This window comes from Rhizobium sp. P43 (genome assembly GCF_056730705.1).
In genome coordinates, this window is sequence record NZ_CM161539.1 from 1,152,569 (window position 1) to 1,166,336 (window position 13,768).

Annotated in this window: 12 protein-coding genes; 5 read left to right on the forward strand and 7 right to left on the reverse strand. The window is 60.9% G+C overall.

The window, feature by feature from the left end; genetic code table 11:
- Window positions 1–28 precede the first annotated feature (28 nt).
- From cls to ligA, 3 genes are all read left to right on the forward strand, one after another.
- On the forward strand, window positions 29–1,477 hold the full coding sequence (gene cls, locus AC1PUL_RS05705) for a cardiolipin synthase (protein WP_480467127.1): 1,449 nt from the start codon (window positions 29–31) through the stop codon (window positions 1,475–1,477).
- A 76-nt stretch (window positions 1,478–1,553) separates the two neighbouring features.
- Window positions 1,554–2,366, forward strand: a complete 813-nt coding sequence (locus tag AC1PUL_RS05710) for an endonuclease/exonuclease/phosphatase family protein (RefSeq protein WP_480467128.1) — start codon at window positions 1,554–1,556, stop codon at window positions 2,364–2,366.
- Between the two features lie 63 nt (window positions 2,367–2,429).
- Window positions 2,430–4,586, forward strand: coding sequence for an NAD-dependent DNA ligase LigA (gene ligA, locus AC1PUL_RS05715; protein WP_480467130.1), 2,157 nt, complete (start codon window positions 2,430–2,432; stop codon window positions 4,584–4,586).
- A gap of 1 nt (window position 4,587) precedes the next feature.
- On the opposite strand, the gene AC1PUL_RS05720 is transcribed toward ligA, so the two are convergent.
- From AC1PUL_RS05720 to AC1PUL_RS05735, 4 genes are all read right to left on the reverse strand, one after another.
- The gene (locus AC1PUL_RS05720; protein WP_480467131.1) at window positions 4,588–5,433 is read right to left on the reverse strand and encodes a GGDEF domain-containing protein; all 846 of its coding nucleotides are present in this window, start codon (window positions 5,431–5,433) and stop codon (window positions 4,588–4,590) included.
- A 245-nt stretch (window positions 5,434–5,678) separates the two neighbouring features.
- Window positions 5,679–6,089: a hypothetical protein gene (locus AC1PUL_RS05725; protein WP_480467132.1), complete on the reverse strand. Its 411-nt coding sequence runs from the start codon at window positions 6,087–6,089 to the stop codon at window positions 5,679–5,681.
- Between the two features lie 11 nt (window positions 6,090–6,100).
- Entirely contained in the window at window positions 6,101–6,955 is an 855-nt protein-coding gene (locus tag AC1PUL_RS05730; RefSeq protein WP_480467134.1) for a TIGR02587 family membrane protein, read from the reverse strand.
- Between the two features lie 143 nt (window positions 6,956–7,098).
- Window positions 7,099–9,201, reverse strand: a complete 2,103-nt coding sequence (locus tag AC1PUL_RS05735) for a DEAD/DEAH box helicase (protein ID WP_480467136.1) — start codon at window positions 9,199–9,201, stop codon at window positions 7,099–7,101.
- Window positions 9,202–9,391: 190 nt separating this feature from the next.
- Between AC1PUL_RS05735 and AC1PUL_RS05740 the strand changes: the two genes are divergently transcribed.
- Together AC1PUL_RS05740 and AC1PUL_RS05745 are read left to right on the forward strand one after the other, a co-directional pair.
- Window positions 9,392–10,030 carry a 3'-5' exonuclease gene (locus AC1PUL_RS05740; protein ID WP_480467138.1) on the forward strand — a complete coding sequence of 213 codons (639 nt, stop codon included), beginning with the start codon at window positions 9,392–9,394 and terminating at the stop codon, window positions 10,028–10,030.
- Between the two features lie 46 nt (window positions 10,031–10,076).
- Complete coding sequence (locus tag AC1PUL_RS05745; RefSeq protein WP_480467140.1) at window positions 10,077–10,565, forward strand: CreA family protein; 489 nt, start codon at window positions 10,077–10,079, stop codon at window positions 10,563–10,565.
- A 206-nt stretch (window positions 10,566–10,771) separates the two neighbouring features.
- Here AC1PUL_RS05745 and AC1PUL_RS05750 read toward each other — a convergent pair whose 3' ends face one another.
- The 3 genes from AC1PUL_RS05750 to AC1PUL_RS05760 all read right to left on the reverse strand — a co-directional run bounded on the left by AC1PUL_RS05750 (window position 10,772) and on the right by AC1PUL_RS05760 (window position 13,759).
- Complete coding sequence (locus tag AC1PUL_RS05750) at window positions 10,772–11,134, reverse strand: hypothetical protein (RefSeq protein WP_480467141.1); 363 nt, start codon at window positions 11,132–11,134, stop codon at window positions 10,772–10,774.
- A gap of 190 nt (window positions 11,135–11,324) precedes the next feature.
- Window positions 11,325–11,789, reverse strand: coding sequence for a chemotaxis protein CheW (locus AC1PUL_RS05755; protein ID WP_062278961.1), 465 nt, complete (start codon window positions 11,787–11,789; stop codon window positions 11,325–11,327).
- A 2-nt stretch (window positions 11,790–11,791) separates the two neighbouring features.
- Window positions 11,792–13,759, reverse strand: coding sequence for a methyl-accepting chemotaxis protein (locus AC1PUL_RS05760; protein WP_480467143.1), 1,968 nt, complete (start codon window positions 13,757–13,759; stop codon window positions 11,792–11,794).
- Window positions 13,760–13,768 lie beyond the last annotated feature (9 nt).

The following is a 13,768-nucleotide window of genomic DNA, read 5'->3' on the forward strand; positions in this document are numbered from 1 at the left end:
AAATCGAAACCTGTTTCGTTGCCGCATTATGATGGACTTGATCCAGATCTACTGGGCTGAAACCCTTGCCGTGCTCTCTGTCGTGTTCGGCACGGTGGCGGCGACCCATGCAGCGATGACCAAGCGCGAGGTGCGCTCGGCACTCGGCTGGGTGGGCGTGATCATTCTGTCGCCGCTGGTCGGGGCAATGATCTATGCGGTCGCTGGCATCAACCGGATCCGTCGCGCCACACTGATCTCCAGGCGGGCGCTTGAACTTGATGAAATCTGGCGCAATCTGTCGCTTTATGCTGTCAGTGGACAAGCCATCGCCGATCAGTTCGGTAACCGCTTCCGCCAGATGAAGCTGCTCGGCGATAAGGTGACCCGTCACCCGCTGTCCTCCGGCAACCGCATCACGATGCTGTCGACCGGGGACGAGACCTTCGAGGCCATGTGCCAGGCGATCGAGGCGGCGGAAAAGAGCGTCATTCTCGAAACCTATATCTTCGATCGGGACAGTGTCGGACGACGCGTCGCCGATTGCCTGATCGCGGCGCATAAGCGCGGGGTGGCGGTCCGGGTGATCGTGGATGCCGTGGGCGCCCGATACAGTGTCCCCAGCATTATCGGCTATCTCGAACAGGAAGGTGTGTCCGTCGCCGCCTTCAATGGTCAGGTCATCATGGGGCTTCGGCTGCCTTATGCGAACTTGCGCACGCACCGGAAGATCATGGTGGTCGACGGCACCATCGGCTTCGTGGGGGGCATGAACATTCGTGCGGCCTTTGCCGGGCGTAACGCAGCCCGTGACACGCATTTCCGTGTCACTGGTCCTGTTGTCGCCGATATTCTGGCTGTTGCTGCCGAGGACTGGCATTTTGAAACAGACGAGATGTTGCTCGGACCCGAATGGCAAATAGAGCTCAAGGAGGCGGTGCCGGGTGCAGGGACCGCGATCCGGGCTGTGGTATCGGGACCGGACACCCATATCGAGACCAACCATCGGCTGCTTCTCGGCGCTTTCTCGGTTGCGGAGCATTCGATCCGGATCGTGTCGCCTTACTTCCTGCCGGACACGACCTTCATCGCGGCGTTGAATACGGCGGCTCGGCGCGGCGTGCAGGTGGACGTCATCGTGCCCTCGCAAAACAATCTGGCGATCGTTGCGCGGGCGATGATGGGCCAGTTCGACCAGATTCTGCGGGAAGGCTGCAGGGTGCATTTTTCCACCGGTCCCTTCGACCATTCCAAACTGATGGTCATTGACCGGCAATGGTGTTTCATCGGTTCGTCAAACCTCGATTCCCGCTCGCTGCGGCTGAATTTCGAAATCGACCTTGAGGTTTATGACCGGGTGCTCGCCGAGCAGATCTCCGACCAGATCGATTCAAGGCTGGCAACAGCGGAAGAGATCACGCTTGAGGCGCTGAAAGCGCGTTCGCTGCCGAACAGGATGCTTGATCGCTTGTTCTGGCTCGGATCGCCCTATCTTTGATTTTGGACGTCCTGCTTGAGGTCGTCTTCTGCGGAAGTCGATCCTGGCCCAACCGACGACGGATACGAATGGTGTGATGAAGAAGAGCAAGCCCAGTCTCGCCAGCGCCATGGTCTCGTCGATTCGCAACAAAAAGTGGCGCCCGGGAGCGCCTGCCCCGTCGGAAGCCACGGACGGCACGATCACCGTTGCCTCCTACAACGTGCACAAATGCGTCGGCACCGATGGCCGCTTCGATCCCGAACGGATCATCGACGTCATCAGGGAAATCGGCCCTGACGTGATCGCACTGCAGGAGGCCGATCAGCGGTTCGGGGAGCGATCGGGGCTTCTCGATCTCAATCGGTTGAGGCTGGAGACCGGACTTTTGCCGGTGCCTGTGATGTCCGGTCCGAAATCGCATGGCTGGCGGGGCAATGTGCTCCTCTTTCGCGAGGGCATCGTGCGCGACGTGCATCAGGTGGCGCTGCCGGGGCTCGAACCCCGCGGCGCCCTGGTGGCCGAAATCGATCTGGAAGGGCGGTCGTCCCTCAGGGTGATTGCGGCGCATCTCGGGCTGTTGCGCTGGGCGCGGCGGCAGCAAGCCGATGTCATTCTAGGGCTTCTCCAGGGCAGGGCAGAGCGCCCCACGATCCTGATGGGCGATTTCAACGAATGGCGGCTCGGACCGGGCTCGGCGCTGACGCGGCTGGAGCCTGTTTTCGGGCCACTGCCGCCGGCAATCCCGAGCTTTCCTGCGCGTATGCCCGTGCTTTCTCTGGACCGGATCATGGCGAATAGGGCGGGGCTGATCGCCAGTCTCACCGTGCATGACACGCCGCTAGCACGACGCGCTTCCGACCATCTGCCGCTCACCGCAAGGCTCGACCTCAGCAAGGTGGAGGACTGAGGCGGAACCCTTTTCATTCGCCGATTTTCCGCTAAACCCGACTGGAGAATTCCGGAGGACGCCATGGCCGTTGACACAATTCCCGTCGAGACCCTGACCGAAGAGCAGGCGAGGGCCGAGCTTCAGAGGCTTGCCGCCGAGATCGCCCATCACGACGCGCTCTACCACGGCAAGGACCAGCCGGAGATTTCCGACGCCGATTACGATGCGCTGAAGCGGCGCAACGATGCAATCGAGGCTGAGTTTCCGCAGCTGGTGCGCACAGACAGCCCGTCGCAGCGTGTCGGTGCCGCCCCTGCCGGCATCTTTGCGCAGGTGGTGCATGCGCGGCCGATGCTCTCGCTCGACAATACGTTTTCCGACGAGGACGTGCAGGACTTCGTCGCCTCCGTCTATCGCTTCCTCGGACAGCTTCCGGACAGTTCGATTGCCTTTACCGCCGAGCCGAAGATCGACGGGCTTTCCATGTCGCTGCGCTACGAGAACCGCAGGCTGGTGACGGCGGCGACCCGCGGGGATGGTACGACCGGTGAAAACGTTACGGCGAACATCCTGACCATCAAGGAAATCCCGACCGAGCTGCCTGCGGATGCGCCCGATGTCGTCGAGGTGCGTGGCGAAGTCTACATGGCGAAATCCGACTTCCTGGCGCTCAATGCGCAGATGGAGGCCGAGGGCAAGCAGACCTATGTCAATCCGCGGAACACGGCGTCCGGATCGCTGCGCCAGCTCGATCCGAAGGTGACTGCGAGCCGCAAGCTGCGCTTCTTCGCCTATGCCTGGGGCGAGATGAGCCAGATGCCGGCGGAGACGCAATGGGAGATGGTCCAGACGTTCGGCCGCTGGGGCTTCCCGATCAACCCGCTTACGGCGCGCCTGACTTCGGTCGAAGCAATCATCGACCATTACCGCCAGATCGGCCTGCAGCGGCCGGATCTCGACTATGATATCGACGGTGTCGTCTACAAGGTCGACCGGCTGGATCTGCAGGCGCGGCTCGGTTTCAGGTCGCGCTCGCCGCGCTGGGCAACCGCCCACAAGTTCCCCGCCGAACAGGCCTTCACCACCGTCGAGGCGATCGACATTCAGGTGGGCCGCACCGGGGCGCTGACGCCGGTAGCTCGGCTGACGCCGATCACCGTTGGCGGCGTGGTCGTGACCAATGCGACGCTGCACAACGAGGATTACATCAGGGGTATCGGCAATTCCGGCGACCGCATTCGGCCGGATGAGCATGACATCCGGATCGGCGACACGGTCATCGTCCAGCGTGCGGGTGATGTCATACCGCAGGTGCTCGACGTCGTGCTCGAAAAGCGGCCTGCTGCGTCCGTATCTTACGTCTTCCCGAAGACCTGCCCGGTTTGCGGCAGCCATGCGGTGCGGGAAAAGAACGAAAAAACCGGCAAGCTCGATTCTGTCACCCGCTGCACCGGTGGCTTCGTCTGCCGGGCACAGGCCGTCGAGCACATCAAGCATTTCGTCTCGCGCAATGCCTTCGACATTGAGGGGCTCGGCACAAAGCAGGTCGACTTCTTCTTCGAGAGCGACGATCCGGCGCTGATGATCCGCACCGCGCCTGACATCTTCACGCTGAAGGCACGGCAAGAGCGATCGCTGACCAAGCTTGAAAACATCGAAGGGTTCGGCCGGGTCAGTGTGCGCAAGCTCTTCGAGGCGATCGATGCCCGGCGCGAGATCGCGCTCAACCGGTTCATCTTCGCGCTCGGGATTCGCCACGTGGGTGAGACCACGGCCAAGCTGCTCGCGCGCTCCTATGGCAGCTATGCGGCTTTTGCAGAGGCAATGGAGGGCGCTGCGCCGAAGTTTGGCGAGGCCTGGAATGAACTCAACAGCATCGAAGGGATCGGCGAAGTCGTTGCCGCTTCGATCGTGGAGTTCTTCAAGGAGCCCCGCAATCTCGAGGTCGTGCAGCGGCTTCTCGCCGAGGTGACACCGCTCGATGCGGAAGCACCTGTTGCCAGCGACAGTCCCGTCGCCGGCAAGATCGTCGTTTTCACGGGCTCGCTCGAACGCTTCACCCGTGACGAGGCCAAGGCACGGGCGGAAGGGCTGGGCGCCAAGGTCGCAGGGTCGGTGTCCAAGAAGACGGATTACGTGGTGGCGGGCCCGGGTGCCGGTTCGAAGCTCGACAAGGCACGCGAGCTTAGCGTGCAGGTGATGACCGAAGACGAGTGGCTGGCCCTGATCGGTGGGTGAGTTAGGCCACGCTGACCGCCGCATCCGACCGTTCGGAAGCCATCGACTGGATGTGGGCCCCCCGCATCAGTTCATTCTCGTGGAGAATGCGGTTGCGACCGGACGACTTGGCGAGGTACAGGGCGCGATCGGCGGCGGCATAGACTGCCGAGAAGTCGCGTAGCGGTGTTATGTCGGCGATCCCGCCTGATACGGTCACCGCGATGGACTGGTGGACGGATTCGACAGGGCGACTTGCGATGGAACGACGAAGCTTTTCAGCGACCCGTTGGACTTCGGCATAATCAGCGTGGCGGAACAAGACGGCGAATTCTTCGCCACCGATCCGTGCAATCAGATGTGACTGATCGATTGTGTCGGTTATGGTCTGCGCAATTGATACGATGACATCGTCGCCGGCCATGTGCCCATAACGGTCGTTGATCTGCTTGAATCGGTCGATGTCGAGGATCAACAGCTGACCATGTTCGACCTGCGAAAGATCCTCGATGAAGGCGCGGCGGTTCAGCAAGCCTGACAGCATGTCGGTCCGGCTCAACTGCTGGAATTCCAGCCGTGTCCGGGCAAGGTGGATAACGGCATAGCCCATATACAGCGAACAGAGCATCGTCAGCGTAAAGGATACAACCAGAGCTATTGTGCAGCCGATGAGCAGGTCCCGCCATAGCGGGTTCAGCAGGATATCAACCGCATGTAGCAATGTGAGTATCGCCGCGACCATCAGGCTAGCAAGGATGGCAGTGCGCAGAGAAAGCCGAGTCGCAAATCTCAGAAGTGGATCCCAGTGATCAAACTCTGTCGCGCCTATGTCGCGGATCACCCATGCTTCAATCTGCTGCTTCAACATTCTTGCGACCACACAATAAGACTTGAAAGGATAGTCATTTCCTCGTCACGAGAGGAAATCTCGTGGCGTCTTGCGTCCAGATCTTCTGTTATCCGTTGCCTGCATGTGTCTTGCGTCACCGTGACAATTACAACCTATGCAGTAAAGGACTCATTTGGACCCCTACTAGTTTTAGTCATCGAAAAATTAAGTTTCAATGAATTTGTAACCTTTGATTGCGTTGTTTCTGCACCATATCGGAGCGTCTACGGCTCGGTGAAGCTGGTTGGCACAATTTCAAGTAGGCCTGCGGAGGGATTGTTTACGAATATCATCGCGCCGCGAGAGGTCGATCCGGCGGCCACATAGTCAAAGGTCAGTTCTGCCTCCTCCGGTTGCATATCTTGGCTTCGAAGCGTGGCTTTCACATTCACGTCGGCAGCGGCCTGATCACCCGTGTTTTCTACTTGGATCATCACGTGCCAGCCTGGCGAGACAGCTTCAGTTGCGATGACCCTTGCGGAGAGTTCCGGCGGGCGATCGGAGGAGGTTGTCGCTTCAAACAGCATCCAGCCTATGATGGCGAGAACGAGGAGGCTGGAGAGAATGCCCGTGAACCACTCGATCCAGTGAGGCCGCATCTGTTCGGCGTGTTTGCTGAGACTTGAACGTGTCATGATGCTGTTCCTCACAGGACAAGACGGGCAGCGGCCGCACCGATTGCAGCCGGAAAACCAAGGACAATGATCGTCACAAGGGCCTGGGTCATGCCAAGGTCGTCGAGCCGACCGAAGGTCCAGAGCGTGTAGAGGCTGACCATCAGGGCAACGGTATAGCCGGGCAGGGTGAAGCGAAAGAAGGCGTGCCAGGCCGGTGTTTCGGCCTCAAGGCTATGGCTGCCTCTGAAGGCGAGAGCGTAGACGAAGCCGTGCATCAAGAGGACAGAGAGAACGAGCAAGGCCAGCGCGTGCCATACGGTCATCTTGTAGGCGATGAGGATCATCTCTTCCGTCGGCGCCAGGTTGAGCGATAGATACACGGCGCCTACCGCCATCATGAAGAGTTCTGTGGCATAGCTCGTCACATTCTCTTGGATATCTTCATCTTCCTTCTCGCCGTCACTCATGCCGAGTTGGCTGCGACCGAGCAGCGCGCCGATGCTTGCCGGCACGGCCTGGAGCGCCACCATGCCGACCCATTCTCCTGGCGGCATGTCTGGTTTGATGACCCCAAGCAGAACGAGGACCAATCCGCAGGCCGCGATGCCCATGCCATAGGGGACAATCGCGTCCCGGGCCGATTCGGGCCAGGAGCCGGTGCGCTCAAAGCCGATTCGATGCGACAGGCAGAGGAGAAGTGGCAGATTGAGGATGAGCAGGAGGAGCAGTCGTTCGCGCTCCATATAAAAGCCGATGAACCACATCTCCATGGTCATCAGCATCGGGAGGGAGAAGAGCAGGGCACCCGCGCCGCCGCGTGCCAGTCCGACCAAGAAGCGGCGCGCTTGTGCCGGATCGTGACCTTTGTTCTCGATTGCTGCCATCGTTCCACCGTCCCTTGCCCCGCAGGGAATGCGCGGCGGACAGTGGTTGTTCCGTCTGTCGTATAGAGGACGGAGAGAGGCAGGGTATCTCTCTCAAGATGCAGAGCTCCCTGCGGAAGCCCCGACCTTGTCTTAAAAGCGTGTCAGCCCTTCGGCTTGAAGCTCTTCTTCTTCGGACCGGCGGCGCCGCCGCGATCGTCGAACTTGCCCTTCGGCTTGCCGGCAAAGGCCGGCTTGTCGCCCTTCGGCTTGCCCGTCCATTCGGGCTTGGCCGGCTTGTCCCAGGCATTCGAGGCGCCCTTCGGCTTCTTCTTGAAGGCGGGCTTGTCGTCGCTCCAGTCGTTGCGCTTCGGCTTGGGCGCGTCACCCCAGACTTCGGCATCGGTCACGGCCATGCTGTCGCGCGGACGCTCGGCGCCTTCGGCCTTGCGGGCATAGGGCTTCTTGTCACCGAACGGTTTCTTTTCGCCGTAGGGTGCCTTGTCGCCATAGGCCTTCTTTTCGCCGTAAGGCTTCTTGTCACCATAGGACTTCTTCTCGCCATAGGGCTTGCGGTCACCCTCTTCGCGCGGCGGGCGCGGGGCGCGCTCTTTCGGCGGGGCGGAGAAGTCCGGCGTGCCCGGAAGCTGGGCCAGCGTGATGCCACGCTCCAGCGCTTTATTCGGGCCGAGCGCACCGAGGAAGGTGTCGAGCGCGTTTGCCGCGATCTCGACGAAGGTTTCTTCGGGCTGCATCTTGATCGCGCCGATCTCATTCTTGGTGATATTGCCATTGCGGCAGAGCATCGGGATCAGCCAGCGCGGTTCGGCATTCTGGCGACGGCCGACGGAAACGGAGAACCAGACGCTCGGACCAAAATCGCCGCGCGGCTTGGTGACGGCGCTGGCGGGGTTGGCATAGTCGGGCTCCTTGCGGACCTTGCCGGCTTCGAGGCTGACGGGGATCAGGTCTTCCGGTGCCGACCGCTTGCCGCGCTGCAGACGCAGGAAGGCGGCCGCCACCTGTTCGGCGCCATGGGTTGCGATCAGCGCCTCGATCATCGGTGCTTCGTCTTCGGTGACCGCTTCGGTGAGGGTCGGATCGGCCATCAGGCGTTCGTCATCACGGGCCTGCACTTCATCGGCAGAGGGCGGCAGGGCCCAGGTCGGGCGGACATTGGCGCCGGCGAGCAGGCGTTCCGCCTTTCGGCGGGCGCTGTTGGGCACGATCAGCGCCGAGACACCCTTGTTGCCGGCACGACCGGTACGACCCGAGCGGTGCAGCAGGGTTTCGGAATTGGTGGGAAGGTCCGCATGGATGACGAGCTCAAGTCCGGGCAGGTCGATGCCGCGGGCGGCGACATCGGTCGCGATGCAGACGCGCGCACGGCCGTCGCGCATGGCCTGCAGCGCATGGGTGCGCTCGTTCTGCGAGAGTTCGCCGGACAGCGCCACGACGGAGAAGCCACGATTGTGCAGGCGGGCGGTCAGGTGGTTGACGGCCGCACGCGTCGAGCAGAAGACGATGGCATTGCGGGCTTCGTAGAAGCGCAACACGTTGATGATTGCGTTTTCGCGGTCGGGATTGGCGACTGCGAGTGCCCGGTATTCGATGTCGACATGCTGCTTCTGCTCCGACACCGTTTCGATGCGGCGGGCGTCGCGCTGGTAGCTCTTGGCCAGATCGGCAATCGAGCGCGGAACCGTTGCCGAGAACATCAGGGTGCGGCGGTCGTCCGGCGATTCCTCGAGGATGAATTCGAGATCTTCGCGGAATCCTAAATCTAGCATCTCGTCGGCTTCGTCGAGCACCACGACCCGCATCTGCGACAGGTCGAGCGCGCCACGGGTGATGTGGTCGCGCAGACGGCCCGGCGTGCCGACGACGATATGGGCACCGCGTTCCAGCGCCCGGCGCTCGTTGCGAATGTCCATGCCGCCGACGCAGGAGCCGATGACAGCGCCGGTTTCGGCGTAAAGCCATTCCAATTCACGCTTCACCTGCATGGCAAGTTCGCGGGTCGGGGCGATGGCAAGGGCGAGCGGTTGACCGGCGCGGTCGAAGCGGCCGGCTTGCGGAATAATGGTCGGCGCCATGGCAAGGCCGAAGGCAACCGTCTTGCCGGAGCCGGTCTGGGCGGAGACGAGCGCATCGCGACCTTCAAGGTCAGGGTCGATCATCGCCTGCTGCACGGGGGTGAGGGTTTCGTACCCGCGCTTGCGCAAGGCCTCGGCGATCGCCGGGACGATGGCGTCAAAATCAGTCATGAATTGGTCTTTCGAATGTGATGGATGATGCGGGCCAAAGCGCCGCGCCCGCCGATTGCGGGTATGTTGGCGCCGTTCCTACTCGCCTCGGCCTCGAAAGTCGAGGGGCAGGGGAGGAAAAGGGTTTCTTATGGTGAAGGGACGGGGCGTTGTCTTGTCCGAATCCGCTGCACGGCCTAAGGCTTGATCCATGTCCATCTGCGCATTTTCCGGGAAGACCATCGCCATCGACTTCGAGACCGCCACGGAAGCGCGGGCGAGTGCCTGTTCGGTTGGCCTTGCCTTCATCGAGGAAGGGCGGGTCGTCAGGGTCGAAGAGCGCCTGATCCGGCCACCGGGGAACCGCTACTCGCCCTTCAACATTGCCATCCATGGGATTGGTCCGGACGATACCTCTCATGCGCCGGACTTTGCCGAGGTCATGGCCGAATTCGCCGGGGAGTTCGAGGGTGCGCGCATGGTGGCGCATAATGCAGCTTTCGACTTTTCCGTGCTGCGGGCCTGCCTTGATCTGGCAGATCTGGACTATCCGGAGGTGTCCTACCTGTGCAGCGTCAAGCTCGCCCAGCGCCATTGGCCGGATCTCGGATCGCATCGGCTGAACGTCCTGGCTGCCCATCTCGGGCTTCGGTTCGTCCATCACAACGCAGCCGAGGATGCGCGCATCTGTGCGGAAGCCTGTCTGGCGATGGCGCGCGAGGCAGAAGTCGCCGATTTCGTCGAACTGGCGCTCAAGCTCGGTCTGAATGTCGGGCGGTTGAACCGCCGCAGCTACGAGCCTTGCTCCTTTGCTCGCAAGCCGAAACGGGTTGCCGCCTTGCAAGCGTGATGCGGTATCTTATGTTTGGGATACTGTTCACAAAGGAGTGATGACCATGTCCCTGAAGTCGATCCTCACCGCTTCCGCCCTCTTGGTCGCGACAGCAGCCCCGGTTTCTGCGGAGGTGGTTGGCGAAGTCGGTGTCGATTGGGTCGGCAATGACATCATCGTCGAGGCGATGACCGATCCTGATGTGAAGGGTGTCACCTGCCATGTCACCTATTTCGACCGGTCGATCATTGACCGCCTCTCCAACGGCAACTGGTTCGAGGATCCCTCCAACAATTCGATTGCCTGCCGCCAGACAGGGCCGATCGAGATCGGCGACATCGATCTGTCTCGGGAAGGTGAGGAGGTCTTTCGCGAGGGGCTATCGATCATTTGGAAGTCGCTGGTCGTGAACCGGATCTACGACAAGCAGAACGACACGCTGATCTATCTGGTCCATTCGCGCCAGGTGGTCGAGGGCTCTGCCAAAATGGCGATTTCGACAGTGCCGCTTTTCAATCAGACCGTCGTCTGGACGAACGGCAAGCCGAACTAAGACCAGTTTTGGGTGGAGTGAAGCTCCTAAGTGGTCATGTGACCACAGTCACTGTCATGAACCGGTGACATCTGCCAATCGTTAGGTTCCGGCGATGCGTCACCCCCAATCTCGCAGCCGGGTGGAGAGCAGCCTGTTCAACTCTCCCAATGAAAACGCCCTGGAGCCGTTCGGATCCAGGGCGTTTCTTGTTGTGCGGCAGGGCCTTACTTCACGTAGACAATCTTGCCGCCATTTGCTGCGGTTTCCACGTCAATGACGTTCATCGCTTCGATGCTCTGCTCCTGAAGAGCAGCCATGATCGCCGGGTCGGCGCTCACCTCGGCCTGAGCTTCGGCCATAGCGGTCTGGTCGTTGACCATGGCTTCCAGGCGGGTGTGCTGCTGACGGTCCTGGTCGTTGTTCAGGCTGTCGAGGCGGACGATGTTCACGCCTTCCGTCGCCATTGTCGTCGAATTGGTGGTGGTCGTGGTATCGACCATCGGGTCAGCGGTCTGAGCCAGTGCTACGCCCGAAACGGACGCGAGAGACATGGCACCGGCGAGCGCGAGCTTTACAGCAGAATTCATAGTATTTCTCCTTTGATTCCTTGCAGAAACTTCCGCGTCGTCGGAAGCCATGGAGAAACGTCGGAGCCCGCTGACGGTTCCGTATTTTTTATAACATGTATTAACTATAAGTTTCTGTGGCCGTGCAACTGCCCAAACGGGAACGAGCCCCGACAGGGTCGAGGCTCCTTCCTGGGAAGAGGACTATCAATCAGGCGGCCTGGGCCAGCTCGTCGGCAATCACGGTGTCGAGGTTGAGGAAGCAGACCATCGACTTTTCGAGGGCGACGATACCGCGGCAGAAGGCGCGCTGGGCTTCCGGAATGATTTCCGGTGCCGGCTGCAGATCTTCCGAGCGAATGGTCATCATGTCCGAAACCTGCTCGACCAGCAGACCGACCAGCTTGCCGGCGATGTCCGTGACGATGATCGCCGCGCGTTCGGATGGCTCGGTCATCTTCATGCCTAGGCGGCAGGCCATGTCGATAACCGGGATAACGGCGCCGCGAAGGTTGATGAGGCCGAGCACGTAGGGCGGGGTATGGGGCATCGGAGTGACCGGGGCCCAGCCGCGAATTTCACGGATCGCCATGATGTCGATGCAGAATTCCTGGTCGCCAAGGTGGAAAGATACGATTTCGAGATAGGCACCCGACTGTTTAATGGCATTGCTCATGTTTAGAACTCTTCCCAGTGTTCTTTTGCTGCGGCAGCAGAAGCGGTTGCCGAAGCTGTTCGGTTAAACGATCCCGCAACCTTGTCCATCAGTGCCCGCGCGGGGGACGGTTTCTGAGGGGAGGCGGCCAGGGCCGGCTCCTGCTGTTGAACATGAACAGGATCGTTCAAGTTGACCTTGAACTGACTGACGAGGCGCGAAAGGCTTTCCGCATCACTCGCCAGCGTGTGGCTTGCCGCATTGGTCTGCTCTACCATGGCGGCATTCTGCTGCGTGACCTGGTCCATCTGCCCAACGGCGGAGTTGATCTCGCTCAGACCAACTGATTGTTCTCTCGCGCTGGTAACGATTGCCTTAACGTGCTCGTTAATTCGTAAAACATCTTCGCCGATGCGATGCAGGGCCTCGCCGGTGGCGGTGACGATTTCGACGCCGGAGCGAACTTCTTCGCTGGATCGGCCAACAAGTGTCTTGATGTCGCGGGCTGCTTCGGCGGCTCTGCCGGCGAGTGCACGAACCTCCTGTGCGACGACGGCGAAGCCCTTGCCGGCCTCGCCCGCGCGGGCGGCTTCGACACCGGCGTTCAGTGCGAGAAGGTTGGTCTGGAAGGCGATTTCGTCGATGACGTTGATGATCTTGCCGATTTCACCTGTCGCGCCCTCGATGCGCTCCATGGCCGCCATGGCATCGTTGACGACAGCGCTCGACTGCTCCGCATAGGTCTTGGCGTTGTCGACCATGTGGCTTGCCTCTTCGGCGCGTTCGGTCGCCGTCCTCACCGTCTCGGTGATTTCGGTGAGGGCAGCCGAGGTTTCCTCAAGGGAAGCGGCCTGTTGTTCGGTCCGTCGGGCCAGATCGTCGGCGGCACTGCGCATCTGCTGGCTGTTTGCACGGATGGAGCTGCTGTTGCTGGCGATCTCTGTCATCACCCGCTTCAGATTGGTGGCGACTTCATTGAAGTCGTTTCTGAGGCGTTCAAGATCCGGCGGGAAGGGGCTTGTGATGGCGGCGCAGAGATCGCCGTTTGACAGTCGCGTGAGGCCTTCGCCAAGCGCATCGACGGCGAGTTTGAGAGCCTTTGTGTCAGCTTCCATGGCGGCCGTGCGGCTTTCGCGTTCCGCTTCGTTTTGCCGGCGCTGTGTCCGGCTCGCCTCTTCAAGATCATGTTTTTCGATGGCCGCCTTGCGGAAGATGTCGGCTGAACGGGCCATGCCGCCGATTTCGTCCTGCCGGTCTGTGCCGGCAACTTCGGTCTGATAGTCGCCATCGATGATCCGCTGCATGCTTGTGCGGACCAGGCGGATGCCATCGGCGATGGAATTGCCGTGGATGAGCTGGAGGGCAATGACTGTGATGAACGCAAGACTGCCCAGGCCAAGCTGGAAGAACAGCGCCTGATCGCTCCGACGGGTTGCCTCGCTGACATATTCCTCGACGAGATTGCCGCCGAGGGCCGATAGGTTGTTCAGAGAGCCTGCGAGCCGCTCGCCGGCGCCGTCGATCGTATCATCGATGGCCGCGTAATCGGCTTCCGGTGCGCCGGTCTCCACCATGCGTTTCAGATCAACCTTGATCGCCTGCGTGACTGCGGCGAGGTCTGCCTCGTAGCTGCTGACTTCGCCAGGCGCGCCTGCTTCCTCTGCCACAGCTCTCAATACCGACGTACCATCGGTCAGCAGGGCGACCGCAGCATCGATGATTGCGACACGTTCCGGCTGGATGCTGCCTTCGCCGCGGTCAATGATCGTGTCCATCGCCGCCAGCACCATATTGGCGTTGGCAAGGCGCATTTCGTTGATGCGCTCGACTTCGTTCTTGATGTCGATCGATTCCTGGATGGCGGTCGATATGCGTGCATTCTGGTACCAGCCGACTGCGAGCATCGAACCAATTCCGAGGACTGCAGCGGCGCCGAGCGTCATCAGACGCTGTTTGACGGACAGATCTTTACCCGTGATGAAATTGAACATTGAGCTCCC

What these genes read in the sequence shown, in the direction of transcription:
- AC1PUL_RS05750 (WP_480467141.1), bottom strand. Translation starts at nt 11,134, where the DNA reads ATGAATTCTGCTGTAAAGCTCGCGCTCGCCGGTGCCATGTCTCTCGCG.
- AC1PUL_RS05720 (WP_480467131.1), bottom strand. Translation starts at nt 5,433, where the DNA reads ATGTTGAAGCAGCAGATTGAAGCATGGGTGATCCGCGACATAGGCGCG.
- AC1PUL_RS05740 (WP_480467138.1), top strand. Translation starts at nt 9,392, where the DNA reads ATGTCCATCTGCGCATTTTCCGGGAAGACCATCGCCATCGACTTCGAG.
- AC1PUL_RS05755 (WP_062278961.1), bottom strand. Translation starts at nt 11,789, where the DNA reads ATGAGCAATGCCATTAAACAGTCGGGTGCCTATCTCGAAATCGTATCT.
- ligA (WP_480467130.1), top strand. Translation starts at nt 2,430, where the DNA reads ATGGCCGTTGACACAATTCCCGTCGAGACCCTGACCGAAGAGCAGGCG.
- AC1PUL_RS05735 (WP_480467136.1), bottom strand. Translation starts at nt 9,201, where the DNA reads ATGACTGATTTTGACGCCATCGTCCCGGCGATCGCCGAGGCCTTGCGC.
- AC1PUL_RS05710 (WP_480467128.1), top strand. Translation starts at nt 1,554, where the DNA reads ATGAAGAAGAGCAAGCCCAGTCTCGCCAGCGCCATGGTCTCGTCGATT.
- AC1PUL_RS05745 (WP_480467140.1), top strand. Translation starts at nt 10,077, where the DNA reads ATGTCCCTGAAGTCGATCCTCACCGCTTCCGCCCTCTTGGTCGCGACA.
- cls (WP_480467127.1), top strand. Translation starts at nt 29, where the DNA reads ATGATGGACTTGATCCAGATCTACTGGGCTGAAACCCTTGCCGTGCTC.
- AC1PUL_RS05760 (WP_480467143.1), bottom strand. Translation starts at nt 13,759, where the DNA reads ATGTTCAATTTCATCACGGGTAAAGATCTGTCCGTCAAACAGCGTCTG.
- AC1PUL_RS05725 (WP_480467132.1), bottom strand. Translation starts at nt 6,089, where the DNA reads ATGACACGTTCAAGTCTCAGCAAACACGCCGAACAGATGCGGCCTCAC.
- AC1PUL_RS05730 (WP_480467134.1), bottom strand. Translation starts at nt 6,955, where the DNA reads ATGGCAGCAATCGAGAACAAAGGTCACGATCCGGCACAAGCGCGCCGC.